Genomic DNA, 14150 nt, shown 5'->3' with positions numbered 1-14150 from the left:
GCCCCGGGACGCCCCTGAGACGCCGGGCGCTCCCCCGGAGGCCGGGGGCGGCCACCCCCGGGGGGGGCAGCACCCCTGGGCATCCTGAGACCGGCCCCAGGACCACCCCCGAGGCCGCCCTGAAATCACCCTGAGGACAACCCCACCCCCGTTCCGGGTGACCACCGCATGGCCCGCCTCCCCCCGCCCCCGGCAGGCTGGCCGCATGACCGAACGCCCCCGCGCCCGTACCCGCGGCCGCCGCGCCTCCGCCCTCCTCCTCACGACGGCCGTCGCCCTGACCGCGTCCGCCACCACCGCGCCGGCCGCCCCCTCGCCCGGACCGGGCACCCGGCTCGACGGCGTGTGGCGCACGGACGGCTACGGCATGCTGGTCTCCGTCGAGGGCGGGGGCCGCCGCCTCCGGACCTACGACACCACGGCGGTGAGCTGCCTGCCCGGGCTGTTCGAGGCGAAGGGGAACGGCTCCGGCCGGTTCACCGACGCGGAGGACGCGGGTGTGACGATCGCCCCCACCGGCCGCGGCCGGGCGCGGCTCGACTACGAAGGGAGCGTCGGCCACGTCGTCCTGCGCCGCGCCGAAGCACTGCCCGCCGACTGCACGGCCGGCCCGGAGCCGGGCGAGGGCGGGCGGCCCGACCCGCGCCGCGTCTTCGACGTCTTCTGGCGGACGTACGCCGAGAACTACCCGTTCTTCAAGGCCCACGGGGTCGACTGGAAGGCGGTGGGCGACCGCTTCCGCCCCCGGGTCACGGCGCACACCACCGACGACGAGCTGTTCGACGTCCTCAGCCGGATGATCGAACCGTTGCATGACGGGCACACCAGCGTCGTGGTGAGCAAGCACAAGCGCTTCGCCGGCCACCGGGCGGACACGACGATGCCGACGCCGGAGTCCATGGCCCGGATGGACAAGGCCGTCGCCGAGGCCGTCGGCGCGCCGCTGCGCACCTGGGCGCAAGGCGCGCTGTCGTACGCCGACCTCCCCGACGGCACGGGGTATCTGCGGATCACCAGCTTCACCCGGTTCGCCGCGAAGGGTGGCCCGAAGGCGGACGAGGCCGAGCTGGACCGGGCCCTGGACCACGTCCTCGCCCGCTCCCCGCGCGGTCTGATCCTCGACGTCCGCTTCAACGGCGGCGGCTCGGACCGACTCGGCGTCCGCATCGCCGAACGCCTCACCGACCGCCCGTACACGGCCTACCTGAAGCACGCCCGCAACGACCCGGACGACCCCCGGAGCTTCACCCGGCCCGTCCCCGTAAGGGTCACCCCTGCCTCGTCCTCCCGCTACACCGGCCCCGTCGCCGTCCTCACCGGCCGCCTCACCATCAGCGCGGGCGAGACCTTCACCCAGGCCCTGGAGGGCCGCTCCCCCGCCCCCGTCCGCATCGGCGAGAACACCCAGGGCTGCTTCTCCGACGTCCTGGAGCGCAGGCTCCCGAACGGCTGGACGTTCGGACTCCCCAACGAGGAGTTCATGCGTCCGAGTGACCGGCGGACGTACGACGTGACGGGCGTCCCGCCGCACATCCGGACGCCGGTCTTCACGGAGGAGGAGTTCACGGCGCACCGCGACTCGGCGCTGACACGGGCGCGGCGGCTGCTGACGGGGTGAGGGTCCCCGCCCCGCCCCTTCCCGAATCGCCGGACGGGCTGACTATCCAGCCCGTCCGGCGTTTGAGGACGAGCGGCGAAGCCGCGAAAAGGGGGGCTGGGGGCAAAGCCCCCAGGAAACGGCGAAGGGGAGGGACCGGGGCACAGCCCGCCGCAGGCGCCCCCTAGTGCGGTGCCCCCCGCCACCCCGCCACCGGCAGAGCGAACTTCGCGACCAACCGGTCAGTGAACGAAGCATGATGCAACCGCGCCAAGCGAACAGGCACAGCCCCCCGCCGAACCTCCACCCGAGCCCCCGCCGGCAACTCCACACTCCGCCGCCCGTCACACCACAGCACACCATTGGGCGTCTGCGGCTGCACCTCCACCGCCAGCACCGAATCCGGCGCGGTCACCAGCGGCTTGGCGAACAGCGCGTGAGCGCTGATGGGCACCATGAGCAGCGCCTCGACCTCAGGCCACACCACAGGCCCCCCAGCGGAAAACGCGTAAGCGGTAGACCCGGTAGGAGTGGCACAAACCACCCCATCCCCCCCGAACCGCGAAACCGGCCGCCCGTCAACCTCCGTAACGACCTCAAGCAGCCGCTCCCGAGCCGCCTTCTCCACGGAAGCCTCGTTGAGCGCCCAGTCCGTGTGCACCACGTGCCCGTCCGTCCGGACGAGCACGTCGAGGGTCATCCGCTCCTCGACCTCGTACTCCCGCGTCACGACCCGGTCCACGACCTTGTCGAGATCGTCCCGCTCGGCCTCGGCGAGGAAGCCGACCCGGCCGAGGTTGACGCCCAGCATGGGCACCCCGGAGCTGCGCGCGAACTCCGCGCCGCGCAACAGCGTGCCGTCCCCGCCGAGGACGACGATCAGCTCGCACCCGTCCAGCACGTCCGGCCGCTCGGGCCCGGTCTCGACGCGCTCGACGGACGGCGGCAGCGGCAGGTCGGCGGCCTCCTCGGCGAGCACCCGCACCCCGATGCCGCAGCGCAGCAGCCCTTGGACGACGAGCTCGGCGCTACGGATGGCCGCCGGCCGCCCGGTGTGCGCGAGCAGGAAGACCGTCCGGCCGTCCCCGACCCCGTCTCCCCGCACTGTCTCCGATGTCGCTTCTGTAGTGGTCACCGAGGCCCCTCCGCCACTGCACGGTCAACGTCCGCCGGGTCCAGTTCGGGCGCACCGGCGCGCAGCCACAGAAAGTACTCGACGTTGCCGGACGGCCCGGGCAGCGGGCTGGCGGTGACGCCGAGGACGCCGAGGCCCAGTCCGGCCGCGCGGCGGGCGACCTCGCGCACCGCCTCGGCGCGCAGCTCGGGGCTGCGGACGACGCCGCCGCTGCCGAGCCGCTCCTTGCCGACCTCGAACTGCGGCTTGACCATCATCACCAGGTCGGCGCCGGGCGCGGTGCAGTTCACCAGGGCGGGCAGCACCAGGCCGAGCGGGATGAACGACAGGTCCCCGACGACGAGGTCGACGGGCTCCCCGTCGATCTGTTCCAGGGTCAGCTCGCGCACATTGGTCCGGTCCTTCACCGTGACCCGCTCGTCGCTCTGCAGCGACCAGGCGAGCTGCCCGTAACCGACGTCCACGGCGACGACGTGCGCGGCGCCCGCGCGCAGCAGGACGTCGGTGAAGCCGCCGGTCGAGGCCCCGGCGTCGAGCGCGCGCCGCCCCTCGACCTTCAGCCCCAGCGGGACGAACGCGGCGAGCGCGCCGGCGAGCTTGTGCCCGCCGCGCGAGACGTAGTCGGGGTCGCTGTCGTCCTGGGCGACGACGATGGCGGCGGCGGTCTCCACCTGGGTGGCGGATTTGGTCGCCGTCGCGCCGCCGACGGTCACCCGGCCCGCGGCGATCAGCTGGCTCGCGTGTTCGCGGGAACGGGCCAGCTTGCGGCGCACCAGCTCGGCGTCGAGGCGGCGGCGGGTCACTCCCACGGGCGGTTCAGCTCCTGTTGTCGTACGGACGCGTGGGGACCGGCGGTCGGTCGGGGCGCTCGTCGAGGGCGGCGAGCGCGGACCGCAGGCCCTGGTGTACATCCTCGTACACGGCCAGGTGGCCGTCGGCGGCGAGGTGGTCGGCGTCCGCGAGCCGGGCCAGGTGACCGTCGACGCCGGGGTGCCCGGTGGGGGTCCGCTCGACACCGAGCGGCCGCGGCCCACCGGACTCGGCGGCCTCGACCTCGCCGCTCGGGAACACTCCGGCCCCCGCCCCCTCCACCACGCCCTCTTCGCTCATGCCCCCGACGCTACCCCGGACCGCCCGCTTCTCCGGTGTTCGCCTCCGCGCGGTGTACCGTCCAGGGCAATGGCGACCATCGAGGAGTGCCGCAGCGCGCTCGACAGACTGGCCCGGAACCTCGCCGGCGCGGACGAGCGGCTCCGCGGCGCCGCGATGCTCGACCGCTCGCTGAGCTGCCATGTGACCGACCTGGACATCACCTTCGTGGGGCACCTGCGCGAGGGCCGGCTCATGGAGGTACGGGCGGTGCCGGGCGTCCCCGACCGGCGGTCCGAGATCGGGCTGGAGATGTCCGGCGACGACCTCGTCGGCCTGGTCGACGGCCGGCTGAACTTCGCGCGGGCCTGGGCGAGCGGCCGGGTGAAGCTCAAGGCCGGCCTGGTCGACGTCCTCAGGCTGCGGTCGGTCCTGTAGCGGCGACGGCGGCCTCGCCTATCGCCTCCACGGACACCGGCTCCGCCACCTCCGCCGCCGCCTCCTTCCGCCCCCGCCGCGCCTGCCGGGCGGCCGGTACGACGAGCGGCGTCCCCGTCTGCGGATCGTCGATGATCTCGCAGCTCAGCCCGAAGACCCGTGCCACCAGCTCCGCCGTGACGATGTCGTTGGGCGCGCCCTCGGCGACGACCTTCCCGTCCCGCATGGCGATCAGGTGGGTGGCGTAGCGGGCGGCGTGGTTGAGGTCGTGCAGGACGGCGACGAGCGTGCGGCCCTGCTCCTCGTGCAGCTCGGCGCAGAGGTCGAGGACCTCGATCTGGTGCTGGATGTCGAGGTAGGTGGTCGGCTCGTCGAGGAGCAGCAGCGGGGTGCGCTGGGCGAGGGCCATGGCGATCCACACGCGCTGCCGCTGCCCGCCGGAGAGCTCGTCGACGTGCCGGTCGGCGAGCTCGGCGACCCGGGTGGCCTCCATCGACTCCTGGACGATCCGCTCGTCCTCGTTCGACCACTGGCGCAGCAGCCCCTGGTGCGGGTAGCGGCCGCGGGCGACGAGGTCGGCGACGGTGATGCCGTCCGGCGCCACGGACGACTGCGGCAGCAGACCGAGCGTCCGGGCCACCTTCTTGGCCGGGTACGAGCCGATGGCCTGGCCGTCGAGGAGCACGGAGCCGGCCGACGGCTTGAGCATCCGGGAGAGCGCGCGCAGCAGCGTGGACTTGCCGCAGGCGTTGGGTCCGACGATGACGGTGAAGGAGTGGTCGGGGATCGCGACGGAGAGGTCTTCCGCGATGACCCGCCGGTCGTAGGCGAGGGTGACGGATTCGGCCTGCAGTCGGCTCATGGTGTGGTCTCCTTGTCCGTACGTCTTCGTCATGTGCGTCGTGTGCGCCGAGCTCGCCGTCGCGTGCCCGGACCGGCCGCCGCCCCGGGCGTCCCTTTCATCCCGAACGTCCCTTGCGGAACTCCCGCCCTCCGCGCGGGCTCCCGCCGTCATCCCCGCCCCGCCCGGCGCTCGGTGTGGAGCAGCCACAGCAGGTAGCAGCCGCCGAGCATCCCGGTGAGGACGCCGACGGGCAGCCGGTCGGCGCCGAACAGGTGCTGCGACGCCCAGTCGGCGGTGACGAGCAGGGCCGCGCCGGTGCACGCGGCGGCGGTGAGGCAGGGGCCCGGGGAGCCGGTGATACGGCGGGCGACCTGGGGGGCGGAGAGGGCGACGAAGGCGATGGGCCCGGCGGCGGCCGTGGCGGCGGCGGTCAGCAGCACGGCCGCGGTCAGCGAGACCAGCCGCGTCCGCTCGACCCGCACCCCGAGCGCGTACGCCGTGTCGTCGCCCATCTCCAGCATGCGCAGGTCGCGCCCCTGGCTCAGGACGACGGGGGCGAGGACGGCGCAGACCGCGAGCAGCGGCCACACCTGCTTCCAGTCGCGCCCGTTGAGGGAGCCGACCATCCAGGTCGTCGCTCGCGTCGCGTCGTTGAGGTCCGCCTGCGTCAGCAGATAGCCGACAACGGACGTGAGGATGGCGGTCATGCCGATGCCGACGAGCACGAACCGCTGCCCGTGCACGCCCTTCTGCCACGCCAGCAGGTAGATGGCCGCGCCGGCGAGCAGCCCGCCGGCCAGCGCGCCGCCGGAGACGGCGGTGGGCGTGCCCTGGAACAGGACGATGACCGACAGCGCCCCGACCGTCGACCCCTGCGCGATGCCGAGCACGTCCGGGCTGCCCAGCGGGTTGCGGGAGACGGACTGGAAGACCGCGCCGGCCAGCGCGAGGGCCGCGCCGACGAGCAGGGCGACGAGGACGCGGGGCAGCCGCAGGTCGTCGACGATGAACTCCTGCGCGGGCGTGCCCCCGCCGGTCAGCGTACGGACGACCTCGGCGGGCGTCAGCGGGTAGTCGCCGGTGCCGATGAGCGCGACGGACGCGGCCAGCGCGGCGGCGGCCAGGAGCAGCACGGCGAGCACCGCGCGGGGCGCGACGCGCACGGAGAACCCGCCGGGGGTACGGACGACGTTCATGGTCCTTCTCGGATGTCCGGGAACGGCCCGGCGTCGGGGGCTCACAGCCCGGCCGTCCGCCGGCGCCGGATGAGGCGGATGAACAGCGGCCCGCCGACGAGCGCGGTGACGATGCCGACCTGGAGCTCGGAGGGCCGGGCGACGACGCGGCCCAGGATGTCCGTGCCGAGCAGCAGGACGGGCGCGAGGAGCGCGGCGTAGGGCAGCACCCAGCGCAGGTCGGGCCCGGTGAAGGAGCGGACCATGTGGGGCACCATCAGCCCGACGAAGACGATGGGCCCGCAGGCGGCCGTCGCCGCGCCGCACAGCAGGGTGACGGCGGCCAGCCCGAGCACCCGGGTGACGGCCGGCCGGGTGCCGAGCGCCCGCGCCTGGTCGTCGCCGAGTGTCATGGCGTTGAGCGGCCGGACCAGCGCGAAGGCGAGCACGACGCCCGTGGCGATGAACGGCGCGACCTGCCCGACGAGCGTCGCGTTGGCGGACGCCAGCGAGCCGACCGTCCAGAACCGCATCCGGTCCAGCGCGGCCGAGTCCGTCAGTTCCACCGCGTACACATAGCCGTTGAGGACGGCGGTGACGGCGGTGCCCGCGAGGGCGAGCCGGACCGGGGTGGCGCTCCGGCTGCCGCCGAGCACGTGGACGACGACGGAGACGACGGCGGCCCCGAGGAACGCGAACCACACGTACCCGGTGAGCGAGGTGACGCCGAGGAAGCTGATGCCGGACACAACGGCCGCGGCGGCCCCCGAACTGATGCCGAAGAGACCGGGGTCGGCGAGCGGATTGCGGGTCAGCGCCTGCATGACGGTGCCCGCGAGGCCGAGCGCGGCGCCGGTGAGGATGCCGAGGAGGGTGCGGGGGACGCGCAGGTCCCGTACGACGACGTCCGTCTCGCTCCCGGTGTAGTGGAACAGCCCGTGCCAGACCTGGTCCAGGGGAACCTGCTTGGCACCGACGGCGACCGACGCCATGGCGACGACGAACAGCAGCCCGGCGGCGGCGAGCAGGCCGAGCGCGCGCACGCCGTTGCGGCGGCGCACCGCCTCGGGGGAGGTGCCCGGTGGTACGTGGGGGGAGACGACAGCCAACACTTGAGTTAGGTTAGCCTACCCTCAACATCGCCCCTTACCGAGAGAAGCACCACCCATGAGCACGCCCCGCACCACCGTACTGTCCCGACGTGGCCTCCTCTCGGCCGGTGGCGCCCTCGGACTGGGCGCCCTGCTCACCGCGTGCGGCGGTAGCGGCTCCTCGGACTCCTCGTCGAAGAACGATTCCGGCAAGAGCGGCGGCCCCTGGACCTTCAAGGACGACCGCGGCACCACGGTGAAGGCGGGCAGCACCCCCAAGCGCATCGTCGCCTTCACCGGAACGGCCGCCGCCCTCCACGACTTCGGCGTCGAGTGCGTCGGCGTCTTCGGCCCGACGACGCTCAAGAACGGCAAGCCCGACCCGCAGGCCGGCGACCTCGACGTCGCCAAGGTGAAGGTCCTCGGCAACACCTGGGGCGAGTTCAGCGTCGAGAAGTACGCGAGCCTCAACCCCGACCTGCTCGTCACCAACATGTTCGAGCCCGGTGCCCTCTGGTACGTGCCCGACGACAGCAAGGACAAGATCCTCGGCCTCGCCCCCAGCGTCGGCCTCACCTCCGCCCGCGTCTCGATGCTCAAGCCCATCGAGCGGTACGCCGAACTCGCCGCCTCCCTGGGCGCGGACCTCAAGGCGAAGAAGGTCACCGACGCCAAGGCCCGCTTCGAGAAGGCCGCCGAGACCCTGCGCCGGACCGCCAAGTCCCACCGCGTCAAGGTCATGGCCGCCTCCGGCAGCGCCGACCTCTTCTACGTCTCCAACCCGGCCGTCAACGCCGACCTGATGTACTTCCGCGAGCTCGGCGTGGACTTCGTCGTCCCCCAGAAGCTCGACAAGGGCGGCTACTTCGAGAGCCTCAGCTGGGAGAACGCCAACAAGTACGAGGCCGACCTGATCCTCCTGGACAGCCGCACCTCCGCCCTCCAGCCCAAGGACCTGGCCGCCAAGCCCACTTGGGCCAAGCTCCCCGCCGTCGAGGCCGGCCAGGTCAGCCCCTGGCTCAGCGAGCCCCGCTTCTCCTACGCGGGCTGCGCACCGCTCCTGGAGTCCCTCACCGCCGCCATCGAGAAGGCGAAGAAGCTGTGACCGAACGCCCCGCCCTCCCCTACGGCTTCTTCGACGTCCACGTCCTGCGCACGGAGCGGATCGGCACCGCCCTGATCCGCGTCACCTTCGGCGGCGACCGCCTCGGCGACCTCGTCACCGACGGCCGCGACCAGCGCTTCAAGCTCTTCCTGCCGCAGCCCGGCCAGGAGACACCCCTCCTCCCGGAGCCACTGGACGAGGGCTGGTACGCCCGCTGGCGCGCCCAGGACCCGTCCACCCGCGCGGTCATGCGCACCTACACCTTCCGCGCCCTGCGCCGGCTCCCGGACGGCACCACGGAACTGGACGTCGACTTCGTCCAGCACGGCGACGCCACCCACAGCGGCCCCGCCTCCGCCTGGTCCCGCACCGCCCGCCCGGGCGACCGCGCCGCGATCCTGGCCCCCGTCGTGACCGACAACGGCGGCGCCGACTACCGCCCCCCCGCCGGCACCGACTGGACCCTGATCACCGCCGACGAGTCCGCCCTCCCGGCAGTGGCCGGCATCCTCGCCTGGCTCCCCGCCGGCATGCCGGCCCGCGTCTGGATCGAGATCCCCCACCCGGACGACATCCAGCCCCTCCCGACGGCAGCGGACGCGGATATCACCTGGCTCATCCGCGACACGGACCCCACCCTCACGGACGCCGTCAGCACAGCCACCCTCCCCCCGGGCACCCCCTACGCCTGGATAGCCGGCGAAGCAGGCACCGTCCGCGCCCTCCGCCGCCACCTCGTCAACGACCGGGGCATCGACCGCAAGGCGATCACGTTCACGGGCTACTGGCGGAAAGGCAAGACGGAGGAACAACTCCTGGACGAACTGGCCTGAGCCTCCCGCACCCCCTCAGCCCGTCCGGCGCCTGAGGACTGGGGGTGCCCCCTCTGGGGGAGCGCGAAGCACGCTTCGGGGGTGCGGGGGCGGAGCCCCCAACCCAGCCCGTCCGGCGCTTGAGGACAAACGGCGAAGCCGTTTCCCGGGGTCCGGGGCGGAGCCCCGGGAAACGGCGAAGGGGCGGGACTGGGGCACCCCTACCAGCCCAAGCGGCCCAGCGCACCCCCCGCATCCGCACCACAGACCCCATCCCCCGCCGACGTCCAGGCCGCAGCACAAAGCGCCCGCAACCCGTCGACACGCTCCCCCTCACCGTCAAGGACGAACACCCCGTCCCGCACGGCGGCGGTCCACCCCCCACACCGGAACCCCCCGTCTCCCTCGGAGACGGAAGGCTGCACCTCCAACAACCCCCGCAAATCCTCAGCCACAAAAGTCGCCCGATGCTCCGGCCGAGCAGCCAAAACCTCACGCACGGTGGTCACCCCGGTAAGCACCAGCAACGAGTCGACACCTCCCGCGTGAGCCCCCTCGATATCCGTATCGAGCCGGTCCCCGACCACAAGCGGCCGCTCAGCCCCCGTCCGCAACACGGTCTCCCGATGCATGGGAGGCAGCGGCTTCCCCGCAACCTGCGGCACCCGCCCCGTAGCGATCTTCACGACCTCCACGGCAGCACCATTCCCGGGCGCGATCCCCCGCCCGCTCGGAATGGTCAGGTCCGTATTGGAGGCGAACCACGGCAGCCCACGCGCCACCGCGTACGAAGCCTCCATCAACCGCGACCACGGCATATCAGGCCCGCCATACCCCTGAGCCACAGCAGCCGGATCGTCATCCACGGAATCGACAGGCACCAGCCCCCGCTCCCGCAAGGCCACCCGCAACCCCTCGGCGCCGATCACGAGCACCCGCGACCCCGCCGGCAGCTGCTCAGCTATCAGCCGGGACACCGCCTGCGCGGAGTTGATGACATCCCCCGGCTCGGCCGGGATCCCCAGCTCGGTCAGGTGGGCCGCCACCACATCGGGCGTCCGGGCCGCGTTGTTCGTCACGTACGCCAGGTGCATCCCGCCCTTCCTCGCCGTCTCCAGCGACGCGACGGCGTGCGGGATGGCCTCACCCCCGGCGTAGACCACCCCGTCGAGATCCAGCAGGGCGGTGTCGTAGGCCTCGCTCAGCCGGCGCTCGCTGCCACCGGGCCGGGTCCGGACGCTCTCGTTCATACGGAGTTCGCTCCTTGTGCTGTTCGTCTCTGTCTCGATCATTGCTCATCCGGCCAGGAGACATAACATTTACTGATGAGCAATCCGGATCCCGCGGCACACGGCCTCCGTCTCGCCCCCTTCCGAGGCCTGCGCTACGTCCCCGAACGGGTGGGCAGCCTCGCGGCCGTGACGTCGCCACCGTACGACGTCGTCGTCCGGCCCGACGGGCTGCGCCATCTGGAGACCGCCGATCCGCACAACATCGTCCGGTTGATCCTCCCGCAGGCCGCCACGGCCGCCGACCGCCACCGCCGCGCCGCCGACACCCTGCGCCGCTGGCAGGAGGAACGCATCCTGGCCCCGGACCCGGAACCCGCGCTCTACGTGTACGAACAACGGGGCGACGGCATACTCCAGCGCGGCCTCATCGGCGCCCTGCGCCTCACGCCCCGCGAGGAGAAGGTCGTCCTCCCGCACGAGGACGTGATGCCGCACATCGTCGAGGACCGCGCCGCCCTGATGCGGGACACCGGCGCCAACCTGGAGCCGCTGCTCTTCGCCTACCGGGGCGACGGCACGACGACCGGCGCCGCCGCGGTCATCGAACGCGTCACGGACACCGCTCCCCTCCTCTCCACCACCACGGACGACGGCTTCGCCCACCGCCTCTGGTCCGTGACGGACCCCGAGGACCTGGCCCGCATCGGGGGCGACCTATCCCACCGCCAGGCCCTGATCGCCGACGGCCACCACCGCTGGGCCACCTACCAGCGGCTGCACGCCGAGCAGCCGGCGCCGGGCCCGTGGGACTACGGCCTCGTCCTCCTCGTGGACACCGCCCGCTACCCGCTGCGGGTCAGGGCCATCCACCGCCTCCTGCACCGCCTGCCGCTCGCGGACGCGCTGGCCGCCGTCTCGGACACGTTCCGCGTCCGCACTCTCGACGCCCCGCTGCCGACGGCCCTGGAGGCCCTGGCCGAGGCGTCCGCGGCCGACGAACACGGCAACGCCTTCCTCCTCGCCGGCGACGGCCGCTTCCACCTCCTGGACCGCCCGGACCCGGCCCTGCTGGCCCGTACGGTCCCCGCCGACCGCCCGCGCGCCTGGCGCGAGCTCGACGCCACCGTCCTGCACTCGGTGCTGCTGGAGCACGTGTGGCGGGTGAGCGACGACCCGGAGCACATCGGCTACATCCACGACACGGCGGCGGCCGTCGCCCAGGCGGAGCGGCACGGCGGTACGGCCGTGCTGATGCACCCCGTGCGCGAGGAGGTCGTCCACGAGCTCGCCGCCCAGGGCGTGACGATGCCGCGCAAGTCGACCTCGTTCGGCCCCAAGCCGGCCACGGGCCTGGTCCTGCGCAGCCTCACCCTGGACTGACGCACACCACCCGACGCCAACGGAAAACGGCGGTGGGGCGGAACCCTCAAGGGTCCCGCCCCACCGCCGTTCACACGGGGAACTCAGCGCCTCAGCGAGCGTCGCCGCCCTCGACGGGCTTCTCGCCGCCCGTCTCGTCGACAGCCTCGGCCGCCTCGTCCTTCGCTTCTTCCTTCGGCTCGTCCTTCGCCTCGTCCTTCGCCTCGTCAGCGGCCTCGATCACCGCGTCCTCGGCGGCCTCGATCACCGCGTCCTCGGCGTCCTTGACGTCCTCGGCCTCCTCGACGTCCGCGAGGACGTCGGTGAACTCGACACCGTCGAGCTCGGCGAGCCGGTCGGAGGCGTTGGTGGTACCGCCCTGGTCGGCCTCCAGCGCCTTGGCGAACCACTCGCGGGCCTCGGTCTCACGGCCGACGTCGAGCAGCGCGTCGGCGTACGCGTACCGCAGCCGGGCGGTCCAGGGCTGGACGGAGTTGGACGCCAGCTCGGGGCTCTGCAGCGTGACGACGGCGGCCTCGGCCTGCCCCATGTCCTTCCGCGCACCGGCGGCCACCAGGCGCATCTCCACCTGACCGGCCTTGTCGAGCTTCTGCACCTCGGGCTCGCCGGCCATGGCCAGCGCCCGCTCCGGGCGGCCCATGCCGCGCTCGCAGTCCGCCATGACGGGCCACAGCTCGACGGAGCCGGTCATCCGGCGCGCCGCCCGGAACTCGGCCAGCGCCTCGGAGTACCGCGCGGTCGCGTACGACGCGAAGCCGGCGGCCTCACGGACGGCGGCGACGCGCGAGGCGAGCCGCAGGGCGACCCGCGAGTAGCCGTACGCCTGCTCGGCGTCCTCGTCCAGCAGGTTGGCCACCATGACGAGGTTGCGGGCGACGTCCTCGGCGAGCGTCTTCGGCAGGCTCATGAGCTCCTGCCGCACGTCCGCGTCGATCTCCTCGCCGGTCACGTCGTCGGGAATGGGCAGCCGCTTCACCGGCTCCCGCTCGACGCGGTCACGGTCCCGGTCGTCACGGCGCCCGTAGCCACCGCGCGAGCGGTCGTCCCGCCCGCGGTAGCCACCGCCCTGCCGGTCCCGGTCCCGGTCGTCCCGACGCCCGTAGCCACCGCCGGCGGGCCGGCCGCCACGGTCGTCACGACGGAACCCACCACCGTCGTCATCCCGCCGGGGGCCACGGACATCACGACGGTCGTCACGACGCTCGTCGCGACGGACACCGCCCCGGTCGTCAACGCGCCGCGGGCCACGGTCATCACGACGGTCGTCCCGACGGAACGCCGGACGCTCATCACGACGGAACCCACCACGGTCATCATCGCGGCGCGGACCACGATCGTCACGCCGGTCATCACGGCGGAAGGAGGGCCGGTCGTCGCGACGGAACCCACCACGGTCGTCATCCCGACGGGGGCCACGGTCATCACGACGGTCGTCCCGACGGAACGCCGGACGCTCCTCACGACGGAACCCACCACGCTCGTCATCCCGACGCGGACCACGCTCATCGCGACGGTCGTCACGACGCTCGTCGCGACGGTAACCGCCCCGGTCGTCGTCCCGACGAGGGCCACGGTCATCACGGCGGAACGCCGGACGCTCATCGCGACGGAACCCACCACGCTCGTCATCCCGACGCGGACCACGCTCATCGCGACGGTCGTCACGACGGTACGAGGGCCGGTCGGCGTCACGACGCTCGTCCCGGCGGAAGCCGCCACGGTCGTCATCGCGACGGCCATAGCCGCCACCGCCGGCGGGCCGACCGCCACGGTCGTCACGACGCTCGTCGCGACGGAAACCGCCCCGGTCGTCGTCCCGACGAGGGCCACGGTCATCACGACGGTCATCACGGCGGAAGGAGGGCCGGTCGTCGCGACGGAACCCGCCACGGTCATCGTCCCGACGCGGACCGCGGTCGTCACGGCGATCGTCACGGCGGAAACCGCCACGGTCGTCATCGCGACGGCCATAGCCGCCGCCGGAGGGCCGGCCGCCGCGGTCGTCGCGGCCACCGCGGTAACCGCCGCGGTCGTCGTCACGTCGGCCGTAGCCGCCGCCGGAAGGACGACCGCCACGGTCGTCACGGCGGAAGCCGCCCCGCGGCCCGCCGTGGCGGTCGCCGCCCGAACGGTCGTCGGGAGAGTTGGTGGACATCGACGTGACTCCTGTCTTGAGGTACCGCAGTCATTCTCGCGCACCCGCCCGGCGGATGCGCTTCGACAAAAACAAAAAGGACCCTTGGTCCCAGCGT

The 14150-nt window shown here is 73.1% G+C and carries 13 protein-coding genes and 1 pseudogene; 5 read left to right on the top strand and 9 right to left on the bottom strand.

The window, feature by feature from the left end; genetic code table 11:
- Positions 1–205: 205 nt before the first annotated feature.
- Positions 206–1618 carry a S41 family peptidase gene (locus tag JNW98_RS30055; protein WP_223771452.1) on the top strand — a complete coding sequence of 471 codons (1413 nt, stop codon included), beginning with the start codon at positions 206–208 and terminating at the stop codon, positions 1616–1618.
- 163 nt (positions 1619–1781) lie between these two features.
- On the opposite strand, the gene JNW98_RS30050 is transcribed toward JNW98_RS30055, so the two are convergent.
- From JNW98_RS30050 to JNW98_RS30040, 3 genes are read right to left on the bottom strand one after another with little or no spacing between them, the layout of a single operon-like run.
- Complete coding sequence (locus JNW98_RS30050) at positions 1782–2702, bottom strand: NAD kinase (protein ID WP_372459353.1); 921 nt, start codon at positions 2700–2702, stop codon at positions 1782–1784.
- 26 nt (positions 2703–2728) lie between these two features.
- Positions 2729–3535, bottom strand: coding sequence for a TlyA family RNA methyltransferase (locus JNW98_RS30045; RefSeq protein ID WP_223771454.1), 807 nt, complete (start codon positions 3533–3535; stop codon positions 2729–2731).
- Positions 3536–3548: 13 nt separating this feature from the next.
- Positions 3549–3842 (bottom strand): hypothetical protein, encoded by a 294-nt coding sequence (locus tag JNW98_RS30040; RefSeq protein ID WP_223771450.1) that lies wholly within the window; start codon positions 3840–3842, stop codon positions 3549–3551.
- Between the two features lie 69 nt (positions 3843–3911).
- On the opposite strand from JNW98_RS30040, the gene JNW98_RS30035 reads away from it, so the two are divergent.
- Entirely contained in the window at positions 3912–4259 is a 348-nt protein-coding gene (locus JNW98_RS30035; protein ID WP_223771449.1) for a sterol-binding protein, read from the top strand.
- Here JNW98_RS30035 and JNW98_RS30030 read toward each other — a convergent pair.
- The 3 genes from JNW98_RS30030 to JNW98_RS30020 all read right to left on the bottom strand — a co-directional run bounded on the left by JNW98_RS30030 (position 4237) and on the right by JNW98_RS30020 (position 7387).
- Positions 4237–5121 carry an ABC transporter ATP-binding protein gene (locus JNW98_RS30030; RefSeq protein WP_223771448.1) on the bottom strand — a complete coding sequence of 295 codons (885 nt, stop codon included), beginning with the start codon at positions 5119–5121 and terminating at the stop codon, positions 4237–4239. The genes JNW98_RS30035 and JNW98_RS30030 overlap by 23 nt on opposite strands.
- A 149-nt stretch (positions 5122–5270) precedes the next feature.
- Entirely contained in the window at positions 5271–6299 is a 1029-nt protein-coding gene (locus JNW98_RS30025; protein WP_223771447.1) for a FecCD family ABC transporter permease, read from the bottom strand.
- Between the two features lie 41 nt (positions 6300–6340).
- Positions 6341–7387: a FecCD family ABC transporter permease gene (locus JNW98_RS30020; protein WP_372459352.1), complete on the bottom strand. Its 1047-nt coding sequence runs from the start codon at positions 7385–7387 to the stop codon at positions 6341–6343.
- 58 nt (positions 7388–7445) lie between these two features.
- On the opposite strand from JNW98_RS30020, the gene JNW98_RS30015 reads away from it, so the two are divergent.
- Together JNW98_RS30015 and JNW98_RS30010 are read left to right on the top strand one after the other, a co-directional pair.
- Positions 7446–8474, top strand: coding sequence for an ABC transporter substrate-binding protein (locus tag JNW98_RS30015; protein WP_223771446.1), 1029 nt, complete (start codon positions 7446–7448; stop codon positions 8472–8474).
- Complete coding sequence (locus JNW98_RS30010; RefSeq protein WP_223771445.1) at positions 8471–9307, top strand: siderophore-interacting protein; 837 nt, start codon at positions 8471–8473, stop codon at positions 9305–9307. Before JNW98_RS30015 ends, JNW98_RS30010 begins: the two co-directional genes overlap by 4 nt.
- Before the next feature lie 200 nt (positions 9308–9507).
- Here JNW98_RS30010 and JNW98_RS30005 read toward each other — a convergent pair whose 3' ends face one another.
- Complete coding sequence (locus JNW98_RS30005) at positions 9508–10536, bottom strand: HAD-IIA family hydrolase (protein WP_223771444.1); 1029 nt, start codon at positions 10534–10536, stop codon at positions 9508–9510.
- Positions 10537–10611: 75 nt separating this feature from the next.
- Here JNW98_RS30005 and JNW98_RS30000 point away from each other — a divergent pair, with 75 nt between their 5' ends.
- On the top strand, positions 10612–11898 hold the full coding sequence (locus tag JNW98_RS30000) for a DUF1015 family protein (RefSeq protein WP_223771443.1): 1287 nt from the start codon (positions 10612–10614) through the stop codon (positions 11896–11898).
- Positions 11899–11989: 91 nt separating this feature from the next.
- On the opposite strand, the gene JNW98_RS29995 is transcribed toward JNW98_RS30000, so the two are convergent.
- Together JNW98_RS29995 and JNW98_RS37030 are read right to left on the bottom strand one after the other, a co-directional pair.
- The gene (locus tag JNW98_RS29995) at positions 11990–12874 is read right to left on the bottom strand and encodes a tetratricopeptide repeat protein (RefSeq protein ID WP_223771442.1); all 885 of its coding nucleotides are present in this window, start codon (positions 12872–12874) and stop codon (positions 11990–11992) included.
- A 369-nt stretch (positions 12875–13243) separates the two neighbouring features.
- A pseudogene (locus JNW98_RS37030) lies at positions 13244–13834 on the bottom strand (tetratricopeptide repeat protein); the annotation flags it as partial.
- Between the last annotated feature and the right edge of the window lie 316 nt (positions 13835–14150).

Source organism: Streptomyces huiliensis, assembly GCF_020037025.1.
GTDB lineage: Bacteria > Actinomycetota > Actinomycetes > Streptomycetales > Streptomycetaceae > Streptomyces > Streptomyces huiliensis.
This window is presented reverse-complemented; position numbering and strand designations above follow the sequence as displayed.

What these genes read in the sequence shown, in the direction of transcription:
- JNW98_RS30055 (WP_223771452.1), top strand. Translation starts at nt 206, where the DNA reads ATGACCGAACGCCCCCGCGCCCGTACCCGCGGCCGCCGCGCCTCCGCC.
- JNW98_RS30040 (WP_223771450.1), bottom strand. Translation starts at nt 3,842, where the DNA reads ATGAGCGAAGAGGGCGTGGTGGAGGGGGCGGGGGCCGGAGTGTTCCCG.
- JNW98_RS30035 (WP_223771449.1), top strand. Translation starts at nt 3,912, where the DNA reads ATGGCGACCATCGAGGAGTGCCGCAGCGCGCTCGACAGACTGGCCCGG.
- JNW98_RS30030 (WP_223771448.1), bottom strand. Translation starts at nt 5,121, where the DNA reads ATGAGCCGACTGCAGGCCGAATCCGTCACCCTCGCCTACGACCGGCGG.
- JNW98_RS30025 (WP_223771447.1), bottom strand. Translation starts at nt 6,299, where the DNA reads ATGAACGTCGTCCGTACCCCCGGCGGGTTCTCCGTGCGCGTCGCGCCC.
- JNW98_RS30015 (WP_223771446.1), top strand. Translation starts at nt 7,446, where the DNA reads ATGAGCACGCCCCGCACCACCGTACTGTCCCGACGTGGCCTCCTCTCG.
- JNW98_RS30005 (WP_223771444.1), bottom strand. Translation starts at nt 10,536, where the DNA reads ATGAACGAGAGCGTCCGGACCCGGCCCGGTGGCAGCGAGCGCCGGCTG.
- JNW98_RS30000 (WP_223771443.1), top strand. Translation starts at nt 10,612, where the DNA reads ATGAGCAATCCGGATCCCGCGGCACACGGCCTCCGTCTCGCCCCCTTC.